The organism is Streptomyces lydicamycinicus, from assembly GCF_000829715.2.
GTDB lineage: Bacteria > Actinomycetota > Actinomycetes > Streptomycetales > Streptomycetaceae > Streptomyces > Streptomyces lydicamycinicus.
Genome location: NZ_BBNO01000004.1, coordinates 929,535 through 944,325 on the forward strand (window position 1 = coordinate 929,535; position 14,791 = coordinate 944,325).

Sequence of the window (14,791 nt, forward strand, 5' to 3'; positions counted from 1 at the left end):
ACGACGGTGGTCTTCCCGATGCTGGACTCATCGCCGTTACGCCACTCCCAGGGAAAACCAATCGTGAGAGTTGTAGGGGCTTTTGACGCCGCCTCTTCGGTTGGGGACGGCGGCTCGATAGATGCGGCCTCCGTTCGCCCACCCGTCTTTGGCGAAGCCTTCTCACTCTGCTTCGAACTAGCGCAGCTAGTGACCAGCAGCAAGATCGCCGCAGTAGCAATTGCGGTGTGATGACGCATGATGCCCCCTGTCGCCTGTGATGGAGGACAGCATGTCCCTTGCGAACAACCCATGTACGCGCCGTAGCCGAATGGTTACCTGTTCAACGAGTCGGGCTCTGTGCGGCATCCGGCCGATGCAGGTTCACGACCGATGCGCGTGCACGCGCCTGCTGCGGGATGGACGACCATCCCGAAGGTGCGGCTCCGTCTCAGTTTCCGTCTCGTTCACGGTCGTACGGCGACGTTCGCGGCGGTATCCCGGCCCATGGCGGTAGGGCTTCTAGTCCCGTCATGAACGAGTACGGACGTCGATGGACAGTGCTCTGACCAGCACGAACAAACCTGCAAAGCGAGTTACGCGGGTTCGAATCCCGCCACGGCCTCCACGCACCGCAGGGTCCCGTGCCCCGCACGAGGACCCCGTGCGACGTCCGGAGGCGGCCCCAACTCCGTGGGGACCGCCTCCGGACGCGCTCGGCGCCGAGGGGCCGCGCGGCACCACCGGCCCGCTCAGCGCCAACGGCCCCGCTCGGCGCCCCTATCGCGCTCGGCCCCGCCGCCTTCCGGCACTTCACCGGCCCTGAGCCGCGGCCCCGCACCGCTCCCTGCGCCTCGCCCCCTACCGGCCGACGGACAGCGCGTCCACGAAGCGGTAGATGTCGCCGGCCTCGCCGGAGTCCGTCGGGCGGCGCAGTTCCACCAGCGCCAGTGGGCGCTCCACCGGCTCGCCGGTGTCCGGGTCGAAGGCTATGTAGCCGCTGATGCCACGGACCCGGGACCTGCCGTTGGTCTGCTCCAGCAGGGCCAGGACCATACGGGCGGTGACCTGGCGGGTGCCGTAGACGCCGACGGCGTTCCGGGCCGCCTTGCCGATGGTGTACGTGGCGTCATGGCCGAGCATCGCCTGACCGCTGGCGAGGTCGGTGGTGGGGCCGCCGACCTCTTCGCGGTAGGCCCGTTCGAAGTCGCCGAACGGGCCGTTCCCGGCGCCGCCGTAGACCTCCTTGGATATCGCGGGGTGGGTGAAGGCGGTGTAGTAGACCGTCAGTTGACTGTCCTTCCAGCGTTCGGCGAGGGTGGCGAGCTCGGCGCGGTGCCGGTCGCCTCCGGTGTCGAAGTAGACGCCCAGCGCGCTGGAGCCGGAGAGCACCGTCGTACGGCAGTGCCGGCCGCCCTCGCCGGCTGCCTCGATGAACCGGCGCAGTTCCCGCCCCCGGCCGGCGAAATACACCACGTCCGGCGGCTTCGGGTCGCCGCAGACCTTGTCGGCGACCAGGGACAGCGCATTGCCCGCCGTCGCCTCCTCGTCCTCCCCGGAGCGGAACGGGATGACCTCGTCGTCCACGTCGAGGCCCGCGCGCCGCGCCGCCGCCGAGAAGTCCTCGTAGAGCGAGGTGTTGTAGTCGTCCTTCTCGTTGCCGTCCCGGATCACCTGGACGCGGTAGCCGGGGTGCTTGCGCTGCTGCTCCTTGAGGTAGCCGGCGGCGGCCGCGGTCTGGTCGCGGTTGGGGAAGGAGACCCGGTAGAACCCGGCTGTACGGGAACTCAGCCCGTCCGCCGCCACGGTCGCCCCGACCATCGGCAGACCGGCGGCCCGCAGCCGCTTCACGGCGCTCATCGTCCGGTCGTTGCTCTGCCCGAAGCCCGCCACGGCGACCAGATGTTCCTTGTCCTTCATGGCGATGAGCTGGTCGACGACCGGGCGCCAATGGCGGTCGCCGCGGCCGGTGTTGGCGAGCAGCAGCCGTATCTTGGGGAGGGTCGCGCGCTCGGCGTTCAGTGTGCGCTGGGCGAGGTAGGCGCCGCTGACGGCCTGCCGGGTGGCCTCCGGCCCGCGGTCCGCGGAACCGCCCGCCATGGCCTCCAGATAGGCGATGGTGACCGATCGCTCCCCGGACTTGGCGACCTTGGCGTTCTCGGCACGGATCCGGTCGCTGAGCGCCTTCATGTTCCCGAAGGCGTACGCACCGTCCGTGACGCCCACGCACTCGCCGTCGGCCATCTCACGGACGCCCTCCCCGCACCGTCCGTTCGTCTCGACGATCTGCACCACGCCGGCGACCACGACCGCCGCCGCCACCAGCACCGAGATGATCCACAGCCCCCAGCGCCGCGGCGGCCGGGGCGGTTCGAAGACACGGGTGCTCACAGCCACGGCTCCTTTCCGTACTGCTTCGCCTTCCGCAGCAGTGCCGAGGTCCACGGCACGCTGTCGGCATGCACCGCGAGGGTGTGGAGGCGGGCCTGGATCTCGCCGTACAGCTCGGCCCCGGGGTCGCCGAGCGGATCGCGATACGGATCGCCGACCCGGTCCGTACGGGGATCGTCCGGCGGCTCGGGGCCGATCCAGACCGCCGCGAGCAGCCGGGTGATGGTCCGCAGTCGCTGCTCCACGGCGCCCTCACCGAGGTGCTGCACCAGCCGCTCGTAACGCTCCCACAACGGCTGGTCGAGGGCCGGGCCGGCGTCAGCGAGCGGGGCGCGCCGCAGCCGGCACAGGTCGGCGCACCACTCCTCCGGCTCGACCCGGTCGAACGAGTCGTCCAGATAGGCGGCCGCCGCGGCGAGATCGCCGCCCGCCAGCGCGTGATAGGCCGCGGTGGCCTCCTCCCCCGCGGCGGCCGCCCGGTCCCGCAGCGCGGCGTGCACCGCCCGCCGTCCCCGGGCACCGGCCGCCCCGTCACCGCCCCCGGCGATTCCACCTGCCGCGGCATCGGGCTCGGGGACCGCGGCAAGCCGTCGCAACAACAGCAGACGCAGCAGCGGGTGGGGAGTTTCCGTCCGGCCGTCGGACTCCTCGTCACCGCTGTCGAGATGCATGGTGCGCAGCACGTCCGTACAGAAGTCGTTGAACTCCTCCTGGACACGGGCGCTCGACTCGTCCCACAGCACCCGGCCCGCCCGCGCCTGGGCCAGGTCGACGGCGGCCGCGCCCCGGGTCAGCGCCTGCATCAGCTCGCCGCTGGCATCGATCGGCAACAGCCGCTCCAGCAGGGCGTCGACCAGCTCCGAGGAGGGCTGAAGGACCTGCCGCAGCCGCGCCTCCCAGCCCGCGTCCGCCGGGCACTCCAGCAGGGCCGCCAGCAGCTGTGCGGTGCCCGCCGGGTGACCACGGGTGATTTCATGCACCGCCCAGCCCAGCCACTGCACACCGTTGTCGGCGGCCGGCGCCGGCACCCGGCGGCCGGCCGACCGCAGCGCCTCCTTGGCCTGCTGTTCGACCTCGTGCCGGACCAGATCGCGCAACCGGCCCACCACCAGCCCCTTCACGACCTGCTCCGGAACGAACCTCTCCTCCTGCGCGGGCCACCGGCCGGGCAGCGCACCGGGCCGCCGCGGCCCGCCGAACGCAAAGCCCTCCAGCGCCGCCGGATAGCTCCCCGCGGTGGCGAGCACCAGCAGCGGATCAGCCGCCCCGGCCTTCCGCCGGGCGTCCAGCAGCGCCTTGAGGAAGTCGTTCCCCAGCGGACTGTCGACGTTGTCCAGCAGCACCAGACACTGCGTCGTACGCCGCTTGTCGCCGCCACGTGAGCCGTACGCCCGCCGCAGATCGTCCAGGAAGGCGTCAAAGAGCACCGCCTCGGCCCGCTGCCGCTCGGCCGCCTCGCGGTCGCCGTAGCGCTGGTTGAGGTCGACCAGGAAGCCGTCGACGGAACCGCCGCCACGGCTGCGGCGCCGGATACGCGCCAGCTGCCAGCGCACCCGCAGCCGCACCCAGTGGCGCCGCCACTCCGGCAGCAGCGGCAGCGCGGCGGTGACCGCGGTCGGGGCACCCAGGACCGTCGCGGCGTACGTGGCGAGCTGGTTGATCACCTCCGAACGGCTGCCCGGCGGTCCGACCAGCGCCTCTTCCATCTGCCGTACGGCGGCGTCCCGGTCGGCCGCGTCCATCCGCGCCGCGACCGCGATCGTCAGCAGCCCGAACGCCGGGAATCTCAGCCGGGCGAAGTCCCTCTTCTTCTCGTTGAGCTGGAAGACCAACGCGGCCAGCACATCGATCGGTTTACGGCCCTCCTGGCCCAGCGCCGCCAGATCGAGCCGGGCCACCGGTGCCCGCCGGGCCCAGTCCGCCAGGTGGCGCAGGACCGTCGTCTTACCGCTGCCACGCGGCCCCAGCAACAACGTGGCGGGCAGCTCGGGCCGACCGCCCGGCCGGCGCACCAATAACTCCTGGACGTAATGCTCCACAGCCCGGTCCCGCCCGGACTCCCCCGCCCATTCCTGCGGCATCCCGCTCCCCCTCGACCTCGCGAACCCCTGCGATCCCCGCGATCCCCACAACAGCCCGGCCCCCACTCCGGCCGCCCCAGCATCCTCCAATTCCCGCTCCCCGCAAGCACTTTGCCCCCACAAAGCCGTTTCCCTCCCCTCGCACGTCGCCGTCCCGCCCACAGGAAATCACTCTAAGTGACCCCACTGACAATCGTGGTGACGGAGCGTAAAACCCCAGGTCATCGCCCGATCGCAGAGAAAGCACGCACGAGGCACCCGCCCAGCCCCTGAACGGATACGCAGCCGCTCACTCACACCGATCCGCGCCACGGCCGCCGGCCACAGCCGCGTCGGCGCACGGACACCGCGCCCAGCCGCACCGCTACGCGGCTACCGACCCCGCTCATCGGCGCAGCGCGCAGGACGCCCCACGCCGCACCCACCGCGTATCGACTCAGTACACAGAACGCCCCACGCAGCACCCGCACTCAGGCGCCCGCCACACGCCCCAGACACCCGCACGCGCCCGCCCCACGCCGCACCCACGCACGCCCCGCCCGCGCCGCACCCTCACGCCCGCACGCACCCGCCCAGGCCCCAGCCACGCCCCCACGCCCCAGCAGCATCGGCACGCACCCCCAGGCCGCAGCCCCCACTCACGCGCGCGCCACCTGAAACCGACCCACATACACCCGCCCACCCCCCGAAGGGGGGTGGGCGGCGGGGAAAAACCAAACCAGCGGGTGGGCGGCGGGGAAAAACCCAAGGGGTCAGCAGCGAAAGCCCAAGCCACCGCACACACATGAAGCCACCCGCCCGCCAAGCGAACACGCAGCCTCACCCGCGCCCGCCCGGCAGCCGCATCCCCCGAAGGGGCGCGGCCCCAACCGCCCCGCCCCGTCGCGCTCCTACTGCTGCGCCACCTGCGCCACCGCCGCCTGTGGGCGGATCGGGAGGCGGCCGATGGGGCGGCCGGTGGCGGCGCGGACCGCGGAGGCCACGGCGGCGGGTGCGGTGACGACCGGGACCGCGCTAGCGGGCTTGGCGCCGAAGGGGGCGATCACATCGCGCTCCTCGACCAGTTTGACGATGCGGATCTCGGGGGCGTCCAGGGCGGTCGGCAGCGCGTAGCCGGTCAGGTCGGGGTGGCGGACCTGGCCGCGGGTGGTGCGCAGATTCTCCATCAGGGCGGCGCCCATGCCCTGGGTGACCCCGGCCTCGATACGGGCCCGCAGCTGGCGGGGGTTGAGCACCCGGCCCACATCCTGGGCGACGGTCATCTCCACGACCCGGATGGTGCCGAGCTCGATGTCGACATCGGCGACGCAGCGGATCGCGCAGAAGGCGAGACCGACGAACGCATCGCCCTGGCCGCTCTCGTCCAGCGGCTCGGTCGGATGCGGCCGGCACTGGGCGGTGGCCCACAGTTCCTTGCCGTCCAGGGCCTCGGCGACGGTGGTGCTGAGCACCCCGTCGTACGAGGTGATCTTGCCGTCGTTGATCTGAAGCAGCTCGGTGGACATCCCGAACTTGTGGGCCAGCGGCTGGAGCAGTTGGGTGCGGACCATCTTGGCGGCGCGCTCGACGGCGCCGCCGGAGACCCAGGTGTGCCGCCCGTGGCAGGCCGGTCCGGCCGGCGGCTGGTCGGTGTCGACGCCCGCGACCTGCACGTCCTCGATGCCGAGCGTCTCCTGCACGATCTGCCGGGCCAGCGTGGAGAATCCGGAGCCGGTCTCGACGGCGGCGCAGATGACGGTGGCGGCCGAGCCGCTGACCTTGACGGTCGCGGTGGAGACCTCGTCGGTGCCCTCCGCGCCGAGCATGTGCACCATGCCCAGCCCGTAGCCGACGCCACGGCGTACCGCGCCCGGCTCACCGGCCCCTTCGGGCCCGCCCGGCAGCAGCCATTCGGCTTCGGGCGCGTCCTTGGGCAGCTCGGGGAGCGGCGCTTCCTTGACGGCGTGCAGGAGTTCGGCGACCGGGGCGGGGCAGGTCACGGTCTGTCCCGTGGGGAGCAGATCGCCGGTGGCCATGACGTTGCGCAGCCGGATCTCGTCGGGCTCCAGGCCCAGTCGGGCGGCCAGCTTGTCCATCTGGCCCTCATAGGCGGCGCAGACCTGCATCGCGCCCTCGCCGCGCACATGGCCGGACGGCGGGTTGTTGGTGCGCACCGCCCAGCCGTCGACGACGGCGTGCGGGACGACGTACGGGCCGCAGGAGAAGGACACCGCGGCGGCGAGTGCGTCGGCGGAGGTGTCGGCGTAGGCGCCGGCGTCCATGAGGATCTGCGCCTCCACCTTGACCAGCTTGCCGTCGGCGTCCGCGTGGTGGCGGTAGCGCAGCAGCGTGGGGTGGCGGTGGGCGTGCGAGAGGAAGGACTCCTCGCGGGTCGCGGCGAGCTTGACGGGGCAGCCCGTACGCAGCGCCAGCAGGCCGAGCGAGAGCTGGATGCCGGGGTCCTCGCGGTCGGCGGTGGCGCCGGGGACGCCGGTCACCACGACCTTGACCTGCTCCGGTTCGAGGCCGAAGGAGGCGGCGGCCAGGTCGCGGTCGGTGTGCGGGTCCGTGGAGGCGGTGTAGATCTCCACGCCGCCATCGGGGCGCGGCACCGCGAGCCCGGCCTCGGCCCCGATGGGCGCCGGGTCCTGCCGGCCGATCCGGTAGAGCCCCTCGACCATCACCTCGCCGACCGCCTCGGCGTCGCCGAAGCGGAGGGGGATGTGCCGGATGAGGTTGCCGTCCGGGTGCAGCGGCTCGGCCTCGAAGGCCAGTTGGGGGTCGGTGACCGCGTCCAGGACCTCGTATTCGACGGCGATGGCGGCGGCGGCCAGCCGTGCCGTGTCGGGGTGCTCGGCGGCCACCGCGGCGATCGGCTCACCGTGGTGGCGGACCTCGTCCTTGGCGAACACCGGACGGTCGGCGGTGCCCCGCCCGTGCCCCGCGTCACCGGGGACGTCCTCGTGGGTGACGACGACGCGGACGCCCGGCATCTCCACCGCGTGCTTGGTGTCGATGGACAGGATCCGTGCGCGCGGGTGCGGCGAGCGCAGCACCGCGGCCCACAACAGCCCTTCGGCCCACAGGTCGGCGGCGTACGGGAAGGTGCCCTCCGTCTTCGCCGGCGCGTCGGCGGGCGGCAGCGAGACGCCCAGGCCGTGCGGCGGCGGCTCGACGGGGACCGGAACACCCGCCGCGGGGGTCGCGGTGACGGCGCCCGCGCCGTCGGTCGTGCCACTCATGCCGAAACCTCGCTTCGCACGGCCCCGCACGCAGCGCGCCGCTCCCCGATGCTCCCCCAGCCTCCGGCCGGGGGGACCCCCATGCTGCGCTCGCTCATGCGGAGCCTCCCGTGTGCCGATCCTGGTCGTGCGGGGCGTGGCCCGTTTCGTCGGCGGGGCCCGCCTGGTGGGGAATACGGGCGGTGTCCGCGGGCGCCGCCCCGTCCGGTTCGTCCGCGGGCGGGTAGCCGGCCTCAGCGGCCTCCGCACGGGCCTTGACCACCTCGCCGACGGCGTCCAGCACACCCCGGTAGCCGGAGCAGCGGCACAGGTTGCCGCACAGCGCCTTGCGGGTCTCCAGCTCGCTGGGGGCGTGATTGCCCTCCAGGAGGTCGTGGACGGTCATCGCCATCCCCGGTACGCAGAAGCCGCACTGCACCGCCCCGGACGCGGCGAGCGCGCGCTGCACGTCGGAGGGCACACCGTTCTCCGCGAGCCCCTCGACGGTACGGACCTCGCTGCCCGCCGTGGTGGCCGCGGGCACCAGGCAGGAGGCCACCAGGCGGCCGTCCACCTGGACGGAACAGGCCCCGCACTCGCCCTGGGAGCAGCCGTCCTTGGCGCCGGCCAGGCCGAGCCGCTCGCGCAGCACGTAGAGCAGCGACTCACCGATCCAGGCGTCCGTGACCGGCCGGTCGATGCCGTTCACGCGCAGGACGTAGGAGGCGGCGGGGTGTTCGTCGTGGTCGTCGAAGCCGGGATCGGCCGCGAGGTCGGAGGTCTGCGCGGCGGCGGCGAGCCCCTCGACGAGGCCGGCATGGTCCTCGGCGCCCGCGTCGGCGCCCACGGGTGCCCCGGTCTCTGTGGGCTCCTCGGTAGCGGAGGGGGCCGGGCCTGCATGGTGCCCGGCGGCGGCGTCGGGGGAACCGGCGGCGTCGGCGGTGCCGTGCGGCTGCGCACGTTCGCCGGTGGCGTCCACCGGGCCGGCGGTGCCGGTGCGGTCCGCGGGCTCGCCGGGCTCGGGGTGCGCAGCGGGCTCCGCGGTCTCCGTCGGAGCGTCCGCCGGACCGTCGGCCTCCTGGACGTCGGGCGAGGCGGGCCGGCCGACCGCGTCGGCGTGCGTGAACTCGCCGGAGTGCTCCCCCGGTTCACCCTCGGCCACCGGAATCGTCCAGCCGCCCCCGCCGGTCGCGTCCGCCGCCCCGTCGGGACGGTCCGCGGCCTCCTGCGGGTGCGGCGCCGTGTCGTGCGACGGCTGCGCCGTCTCCGCGGGCGGCGGCCACTGGGCGAGCGCGTCGGCGGGCAGCGACCAGTGTCCGGTCGCGTCGCCGGCCGCGGCGTTCCGGCCGCCCGCGCCCGTGGCGTACGGGTCACCGGCCGACGGGCCGCCGTCTGCGGGCAGTTCGCCGCCCGTCTCGCCGCCGTGGCCCGGGAGACCGCCCTCGTGCGCGTACGGGGCACCCGCGGGGCCGCCGAAGGGGTCGTGCGCCGCGCCGCCGTGCGCGGCGTCCTGCGCCTCCCCCGGGTGCGTCTGCGGCGCGCTCGTGGCGCTCAGTCCGGCGGTGAAGTTCCAGTGCCCGGTCGGGGCGGACTCGCCGGGGTCCGCCGCGTTTCCGGCATCGCCGTACGCACCGCCGCCCGGGTATCCGCCGCTGTGGTAGCTGTCGGCGGCACCGTGCCCCGTAACACCCGGATGCCCCGGATGGCCTGGATGCCCCGGATGGCCGGGGAGGCCCGGGTGGCCGCCGGTAAGTCCCGTATGGCCCGTCAGACCGTCCTCGCCGACCAGGTACTCGCCGGATTCCTCCAGGCCGTCGTCCGCCGCCGCGGGGACCGACCAGGAGCCGGCGGCTCCCGCCTCCGGGCTGCCCGCCACGGGCCAGTCCACGGCGTCGCCGCCCCACGGCTGGGCCGCCTCGGGCGCGCCGCCCTGGTAGCCCGCGGAGGGGTCGTGGTGGGGCGCGTGCCCCGTGTGGGCCGGGTATCCGGCGGCCGGGTCCGCGTAACCGGCCGAGGGGTCGGCGAAGGGCATCGTCCACTGGGCGGTGGACGCGGGGTCGGTGTCCGGGTCCTCGACCGGCTGGGTGGCGGGGTGCGAGCCGAAGGAGGACGGCGGGGTGTAGCCGTGGCCGGGTGCGGCCAGCGGCTCGGGGCCCGGGGAGTTGTACCGGGGCGACCCACCGCCGTAGACCCCGGTGGTGAAGCCCTCCGGGAGCTGCACGAAGGCCGTCGCCTCCGACTCGTACTCGCCGCCCTGGGGCAGCGGCTGCCAGCCCTGGTCAGGGTGCGGCTGGTACGGCTGGCGGTTGTCTGCGTCGCTCATGCCGAGCCCTCACTTCGCCCGGCCTCGCATTCGCGAGGCGCGCACCTTTCGCTGACGATCCACCGGTCTCCGACCGGGGCGACCCCCACACTGCGCTCGCTCATGAGAGCGCCCTCCCGAGTGCGCGGCGGGCCAAGGCTGCCACCGTACGGCGAAGGTGCAGGGCAGCGGGCGGCAGGGTGGCCGGTTCCGAACCGTCCTCGGGTGGTGCCGGGTCCGGGATGCAGGCGGCGGCGACATAGTCGCCGAAGGCCGTCAGCGCCTCGGGCACCAGGCCGCGTTCGCCGTCCCAGTCGATGAGCGAGGCCACCCACTGCTCGGCCTCCAGAGGCCGCAGCGGCATGGCGGCGACCGCGCCCACCGCGCAGCGCACCCCGCGCCGGGCCGGGTCCAGGACGAGCGCGACCGAGGCGGTGGCGCGGCCGGGGCCGGTACGGCCGGTCGCCTTGAGGAAGGCCTGCGGGGCGTGCAGCAGCGGCACCCGTACGAAGCCGACGAGTTCGCCGGGGCCCAGCATCTCCCGGCCGGCCAGCAGGTGGCTGACCGGGATCTCGCGGCGGCTGCCCCCGGGGCCGGCGATGATCACCGTGGCTTCCAGGGCGGCGAGCACCGGAAGGGTGTCGCCCGTGGGGGCGGAGGTCACGATGTTGCCGCCGAGGGTGCCGGCGTTGCGGACCTGCGGCGGGCCGGCCGCGCGGGCGGCGGCGGCCAGTCCGGGGATCAGGGCGGCGAAGTCGGGGCGTCCCATACGGGCGAGGGTGAGGCCGGCGCCGAGCAGCGCATGGCCGTCCAGGTACTGCCAGCCCCGGATCTCGCTGATCCGGCCGAGGCCCACCAGGGCTGCGGGTCTGAGGAGTCCGGCGTTGACCGCCGCCATGAGATCGGTGCCGCCCGCGACGGGCACGGCGGCGGGCATGGCGGTGAGCGCCGCCACCGCCTCGTCGAGCGAGTCCGGCAACGTCACCGTGTGCGACGCGTGCGGTGCGTGCGTGGTCAAGCCAGCTGCCCCTTCCCCGGTGTCCCGGCAGTTCCGCTCCGCCGTACGGTACGTGCTCACAGCCCGGACGTGGCAACTCTGGCACATCTTCCCGGGCCCCCGGCGCGAGGGTCCACGAAGGGACGATCCGTCCCCGAACAGGCTGCTGGTCCGGTTTCGTCCGCCGCCGGCGGTGCGGAACTGCGCTGCGGTGCGTCGGCGGAGGCGTCCGGCGGGGCGCACACCGTCGTTGCGGCGGTGGTGCGGTACGGCGGCGCGGGGGAACCGCCGTACCGCACCACCGTCCCAGGGTCCGGCCGCACGAGCGCCTTCCTTGCGTCCGGGCTCACACGTTTGGGGGCGCCCCGTCGATCGGGCGTCCGAGCACGCCGGGGCGTTTCTGCCATGGGAGGGGGCCGCCGGGCGGTCGGTAGCCGACGCCGAGGGCGTCGAGGCGGGTGTAGTGGGCAGCCATCCGCCGGGTGAAGTCCTGGTAGTCGCGCGCGGCCGGGGCGGGCAGCCGGGACCAGGCGACCTCGGCGAACCCGGCCAGCCGGGGAAAGACCTGGTAGTCGAGGCGCTGCTGACTGTCCATGACCTCGGTCCAGACATTGGCCTGGGTACCCAGGACGTGCGCGGCCTGCTCGGCCGTGAGCTCCGGTGGTACCGGCTCGAAGCGGTAGACGTCCTCCAGGGTCCGTACGAAACCGATCGGCACCGGCTCGTCCGGGGAGGCGTGCTGACGGTGATCCAGATACACCTGCTGCTCGGGACACATGACGACGTCATGGCCGGATTTCGCGGCTGCGATACCGCCCGCGTAGCCGCGCCAGGAGGAGACCGCGGCGCCCGGGGCCAGTCCGCCCTCCAGGATTTCGTCCCAGCCGATCAGCCGCCGGCCGCGGTCGCTGAGCCAGCGGTCGAAGTGCCGGATGAACCAGCTCTGCAGTTCGTCCTCGTCGGCCAGCGACAGTTCGGTGATTCGCGCCTGGGCGGTGGCGGACGCCCGCCACTGGTCCTTGGGGCACTCGTCGCCGCCGATGTGCACGAACGGCGAGGGGAAGAGGCCGAGGACCTCGTCCAGGACGTGCTCGTAGAACCGCAGGGTGGTGTCAGTGGGGGCCAGTACGTTGGGGTTGACGCCCCACGTGTCCCAGACCTTCAGGGAGGTGGTGTCGATGACGTCGGTGTTGCCGAGTTCGGGGTACGCGGCGATGGCGGCCTGCGAGTGTCCGGGGATGTCGATCTCGGGGACGACGGTGATATGCCGCTGGGCGGCGTAGGCGACGATCTCGCGGAGGTCGTCCTGGGTGTAGTAGCCGCCGTGCGGGCGCTCGTCCCACAACGGAGAGGCCCGGTGCCCGAGTTTGGTGCGCTCCCGCCAGGCGCCGACCTCGGTCAGCTTCGGGTAGCGCCTGATCTCGATCCGCCAGCCCTGGTCGTCGGTGAGGTGGAGGTGCAGGACATTGAGCTTGTGGGCGGCGAGCAGGTCGAGGACGCGCAGCACCCCGTCCTTGGGCAGGAAGTGCCGGGCGACGTCCAGCAGCATGCCGCGCCAGGCGAAGCGGGGGCCGTCCTCGATGGTCTGTTCCGGCAGGACGGCCGCGCACCCCGGTGCGAGCGGCGCCCGACGGAAGGCGAGCGGCCCGAGGAGCTGCCGCAGCGTCTGGGCTCCCCAGAAGACGCCGGCCGGGCCGCCGCCGGTGATCCGTACGCCCCAACGGGCGTCGGCCACCAGCCGGTAGCCCTCCGGGGGCAGGGCCGGGTCGACGGCGAGGGCGAGCGTGTCCGGCGCGTTGCCGGAGCCGGGCGGCAGCGGGAGACCGAAGGCCGCGCCGAGGGTGTCACGCAGCCAGCGCGCGGTGCCCTCGGTGCCGGGACCGGCCGCCAACGCGGTGTCCGCGCCCAGCCGGACGGTGCCGCGGCCGGGCCCGTCGATGCTCAGCGGTGCCGGGACCAGGCCGCCGCCCGGTGCCGTGGGGGTGGTGTGCGTATCCGGCATACCGTCCGTCCTTCACCGTGCCGGCCGGCCCGGGACCGTCCGGCCTGTCGGAGTACGCGGAAGAGCAGAAGACCTGTCCGCGTACGCAGAGAGCAGGGATCAGAGAGCAGGAAGCGTCAAGCGGGGAGCAGGGAGCAGAAGAGGCGACCAGCACGGGGAGGGCCGTCACGGGCGATGCTGCCATGGTCGCGCGCCGTTCGCCCCGTCCGGCGGGCGGAAGACCGGCCGCGCCGGGGCGGGGTGGTGGCGTATTCGGCGGCACCGGCCGGGGGACGTGGTGCACGGGCCGTGGTGGCGGGACGGAAGTGGCCGGCGCGGAGAGGGGGCGGGGGTGACAGGGGCCGGGCAATTGCTGGGCGCCCACGGGCGGTTGTGCGCCCGGGCGCCGGGACGTCGCCCGTTCACCCGACCCGTGAGGCGGCTGCGGACCGTGCCCCCGTTTCACTCGGAAGCGCGAGCGGGCACGCGAGCGGGCCCGGTCCGCGAGGGACCGGGCCCGTACCCGAGGCGGGGCGCCACGACCGCAGGACGAGGACCGTGTCCTGCGGCTCTGCTGTGCCCATGGCAGGGTCTGAGCGCGTGCGGCCGGGCGCGCGGCCGTGCTCATGCGCTGACGGAGGGGCAGGACCGGCCCGAGGGACACGGTCCGCCGCGGCTACTTCTTGCCGCCGTCCTTGCCGCCCTTGTCCTTGTCGCCACCGGCGCCCATGGACTCGAAGATCTCCTTGCACATGGGGCAGACCGGGTACTTCTTCGGGTCACGGCCCGGGACCCAGACCTTGCCGCACAGCGCGACGACGGGGGTCCCGTCGAGCGCGCTCGCCATGATCTTGTCTTTCTGGACGTAATGGGCGAAGCGCTCGTGGTCGCCGTCGCCGTGCGACACCTGCGGTGTCGGCTCTACGAGGGTCCCCGTACCTGCCCCGCGCTCGGGCTCAACAGTGCTCATAACAGCCAAGGGTACTCACGCGCGCGGCAACCCGGGAGCGTCGGCCCACCGCCAGGTGGAGCGCCGGACCCGCGGCCGCCACCCAGGGCAGCGGGTAGGGCGCCGGCCCCGCCCCGAGCTTCGGCCCGCCGGGCGCCGAACCGGCCGTACTGCCCAGATGGAGGGCCGGGGTGGCTAAAAGGCGACCGCCATCCCGTCCCGGTCCCCCGCCGTCAGTCCCAGCTCCGTGGCGAACGTCAGCGCGGCGTCCGGCCGGACCTCGTACCAGGTGTCCTGACCGCAGACCGTGTCGAGCAGGGTGGCGATGTCCTGGGCGCGGACCGTGCGGGCCTCGGCGGCGGCGAGGAAGGCGCGCACCGCTCCCACCGCGTCGACCTCGGTCTCCGTACGCGCCACGAGGTCCTCGGCGATCTCCCGGACCGCGTCGTCACCGGGCGCGACCCAGCTCATGGCCGTTTCCAGGCCGTCGTCCGGCATCTTCTCGGGGTACGGCGCGCGGCCCCAGGCGCCGTCCTGCCACCAGTAGACGAAGCCGAAGAGATTGCCGTCGGCGTCCTCCCGCAGCTCCTCCCAGGGCAGCCACGCGGGGCCGCCGTCCAGAAAGTCGATCTGCCGGCCTCCGCTGTGCGTGTGACTGCCGTCGGAGTCCTGGCCGCACAGCAGGGCCCGGCCGCCCTCGAACATCTTCAGCCGCCACCAGTAGCTTCCGCCGACGTTCCAGCACTGCAATCCCTGGTCGCTCCAGGAGAATTCGTCCCCGTCGTCCACGGCGGCCGCCACTACCGCCAGCGTCGCGGCACGCGCCCACAGGCGCTCCGGGTGGTCCAGATCCTCGGGCACGCTCGGCCTGTGCATGGCCTCTCCCCGCTTGTCCAGCGCGGCCCCGCCGA

8 protein-coding genes are annotated in these 14,791 nt (G+C 73.8%); all 8 read right to left on the reverse strand.

Annotation, left to right across the window (positions count from 1 at the left end; genetic code table 11):
* Window positions 1-840 precede the first annotated feature (840 nt).
* Window positions 841-2,370, reverse strand: a complete 1,530-nt coding sequence (locus TU31_RS17260; protein ID WP_052718971.1) for an ABC transporter substrate-binding protein — start codon at window positions 2,368-2,370, stop codon at window positions 841-843.
* Window positions 2,367-4,451, reverse strand: a complete 2,085-nt coding sequence (locus TU31_RS17265) for a P-loop NTPase family protein (protein WP_042155240.1) — start codon at window positions 4,449-4,451, stop codon at window positions 2,367-2,369. The genes TU31_RS17260 and TU31_RS17265 overlap by 4 nt, the downstream gene beginning before the upstream one ends.
* A gap of 890 nt (window positions 4,452-5,341) precedes the next feature.
* Window positions 5,342-7,672: a xanthine dehydrogenase family protein molybdopterin-binding subunit gene (locus tag TU31_RS17270; protein WP_042155242.1), complete on the reverse strand. Its 2,331-nt coding sequence runs from the start codon at window positions 7,670-7,672 to the stop codon at window positions 5,342-5,344.
* A 94-nt stretch (window positions 7,673-7,766) separates the two neighbouring features.
* Window positions 7,767-9,974 (reverse strand): 2Fe-2S iron-sulfur cluster-binding protein, encoded by a 2,208-nt coding sequence (locus TU31_RS40260; protein ID WP_042155244.1) that lies wholly within the window; start codon window positions 9,972-9,974, stop codon window positions 7,767-7,769.
* A gap of 100 nt (window positions 9,975-10,074) precedes the next feature.
* Entirely contained in the window at window positions 10,075-10,971 is an 897-nt protein-coding gene (locus TU31_RS17280) for an FAD binding domain-containing protein (RefSeq protein WP_042155246.1), read from the reverse strand.
* A 325-nt stretch (window positions 10,972-11,296) separates the two neighbouring features.
* On the reverse strand, window positions 11,297-12,952 hold the full coding sequence (locus TU31_RS17285) for a beta-N-acetylhexosaminidase (protein WP_042155247.1): 1,656 nt from the start codon (window positions 12,950-12,952) through the stop codon (window positions 11,297-11,299).
* Between the two features lie 655 nt (window positions 12,953-13,607).
* Entirely contained in the window at window positions 13,608-13,901 is a 294-nt protein-coding gene (locus TU31_RS17290) for a DUF3039 domain-containing protein (RefSeq protein ID WP_078568732.1), read from the reverse strand.
* Between the two features lie 174 nt (window positions 13,902-14,075).
* A complete protein-coding gene (locus TU31_RS17295; protein WP_042155584.1) occupies window positions 14,076-14,756 on the reverse strand; it encodes a hypothetical protein in 681 nt (226 codons plus the stop codon).
* Window positions 14,757-14,791 lie beyond the last annotated feature (35 nt).

Excerpts from the sequence above, each read along its gene's own strand:
- TU31_RS17265 (WP_042155240.1), bottom strand. The coding sequence starts at position 4,451 with ATGCCGCAGGAATGGGCGGGGGAGTCCGGGCGGGACCGGGCTGTGGAG.
- TU31_RS17270 (WP_042155242.1), bottom strand. The coding sequence starts at position 7,672 with ATGAGTGGCACGACCGACGGCGCGGGCGCCGTCACCGCGACCCCCGCG.
- TU31_RS40260 (WP_042155244.1), bottom strand. The coding sequence starts at position 9,974 with ATGAGCGACGCAGACAACCGCCAGCCGTACCAGCCGCACCCTGACCAG.
- TU31_RS17285 (WP_042155247.1), bottom strand. The coding sequence starts at position 12,952 with ATGCCGGATACGCACACCACCCCCACGGCACCGGGCGGCGGCCTGGTC.
- TU31_RS17290 (WP_078568732.1), bottom strand. The coding sequence starts at position 13,901 with ATGAGCACTGTTGAGCCCGAGCGCGGGGCAGGTACGGGGACCCTCGTA.
- TU31_RS17295 (WP_042155584.1), bottom strand. The coding sequence starts at position 14,756 with ATGCACAGGCCGAGCGTGCCCGAGGATCTGGACCACCCGGAGCGCCTG.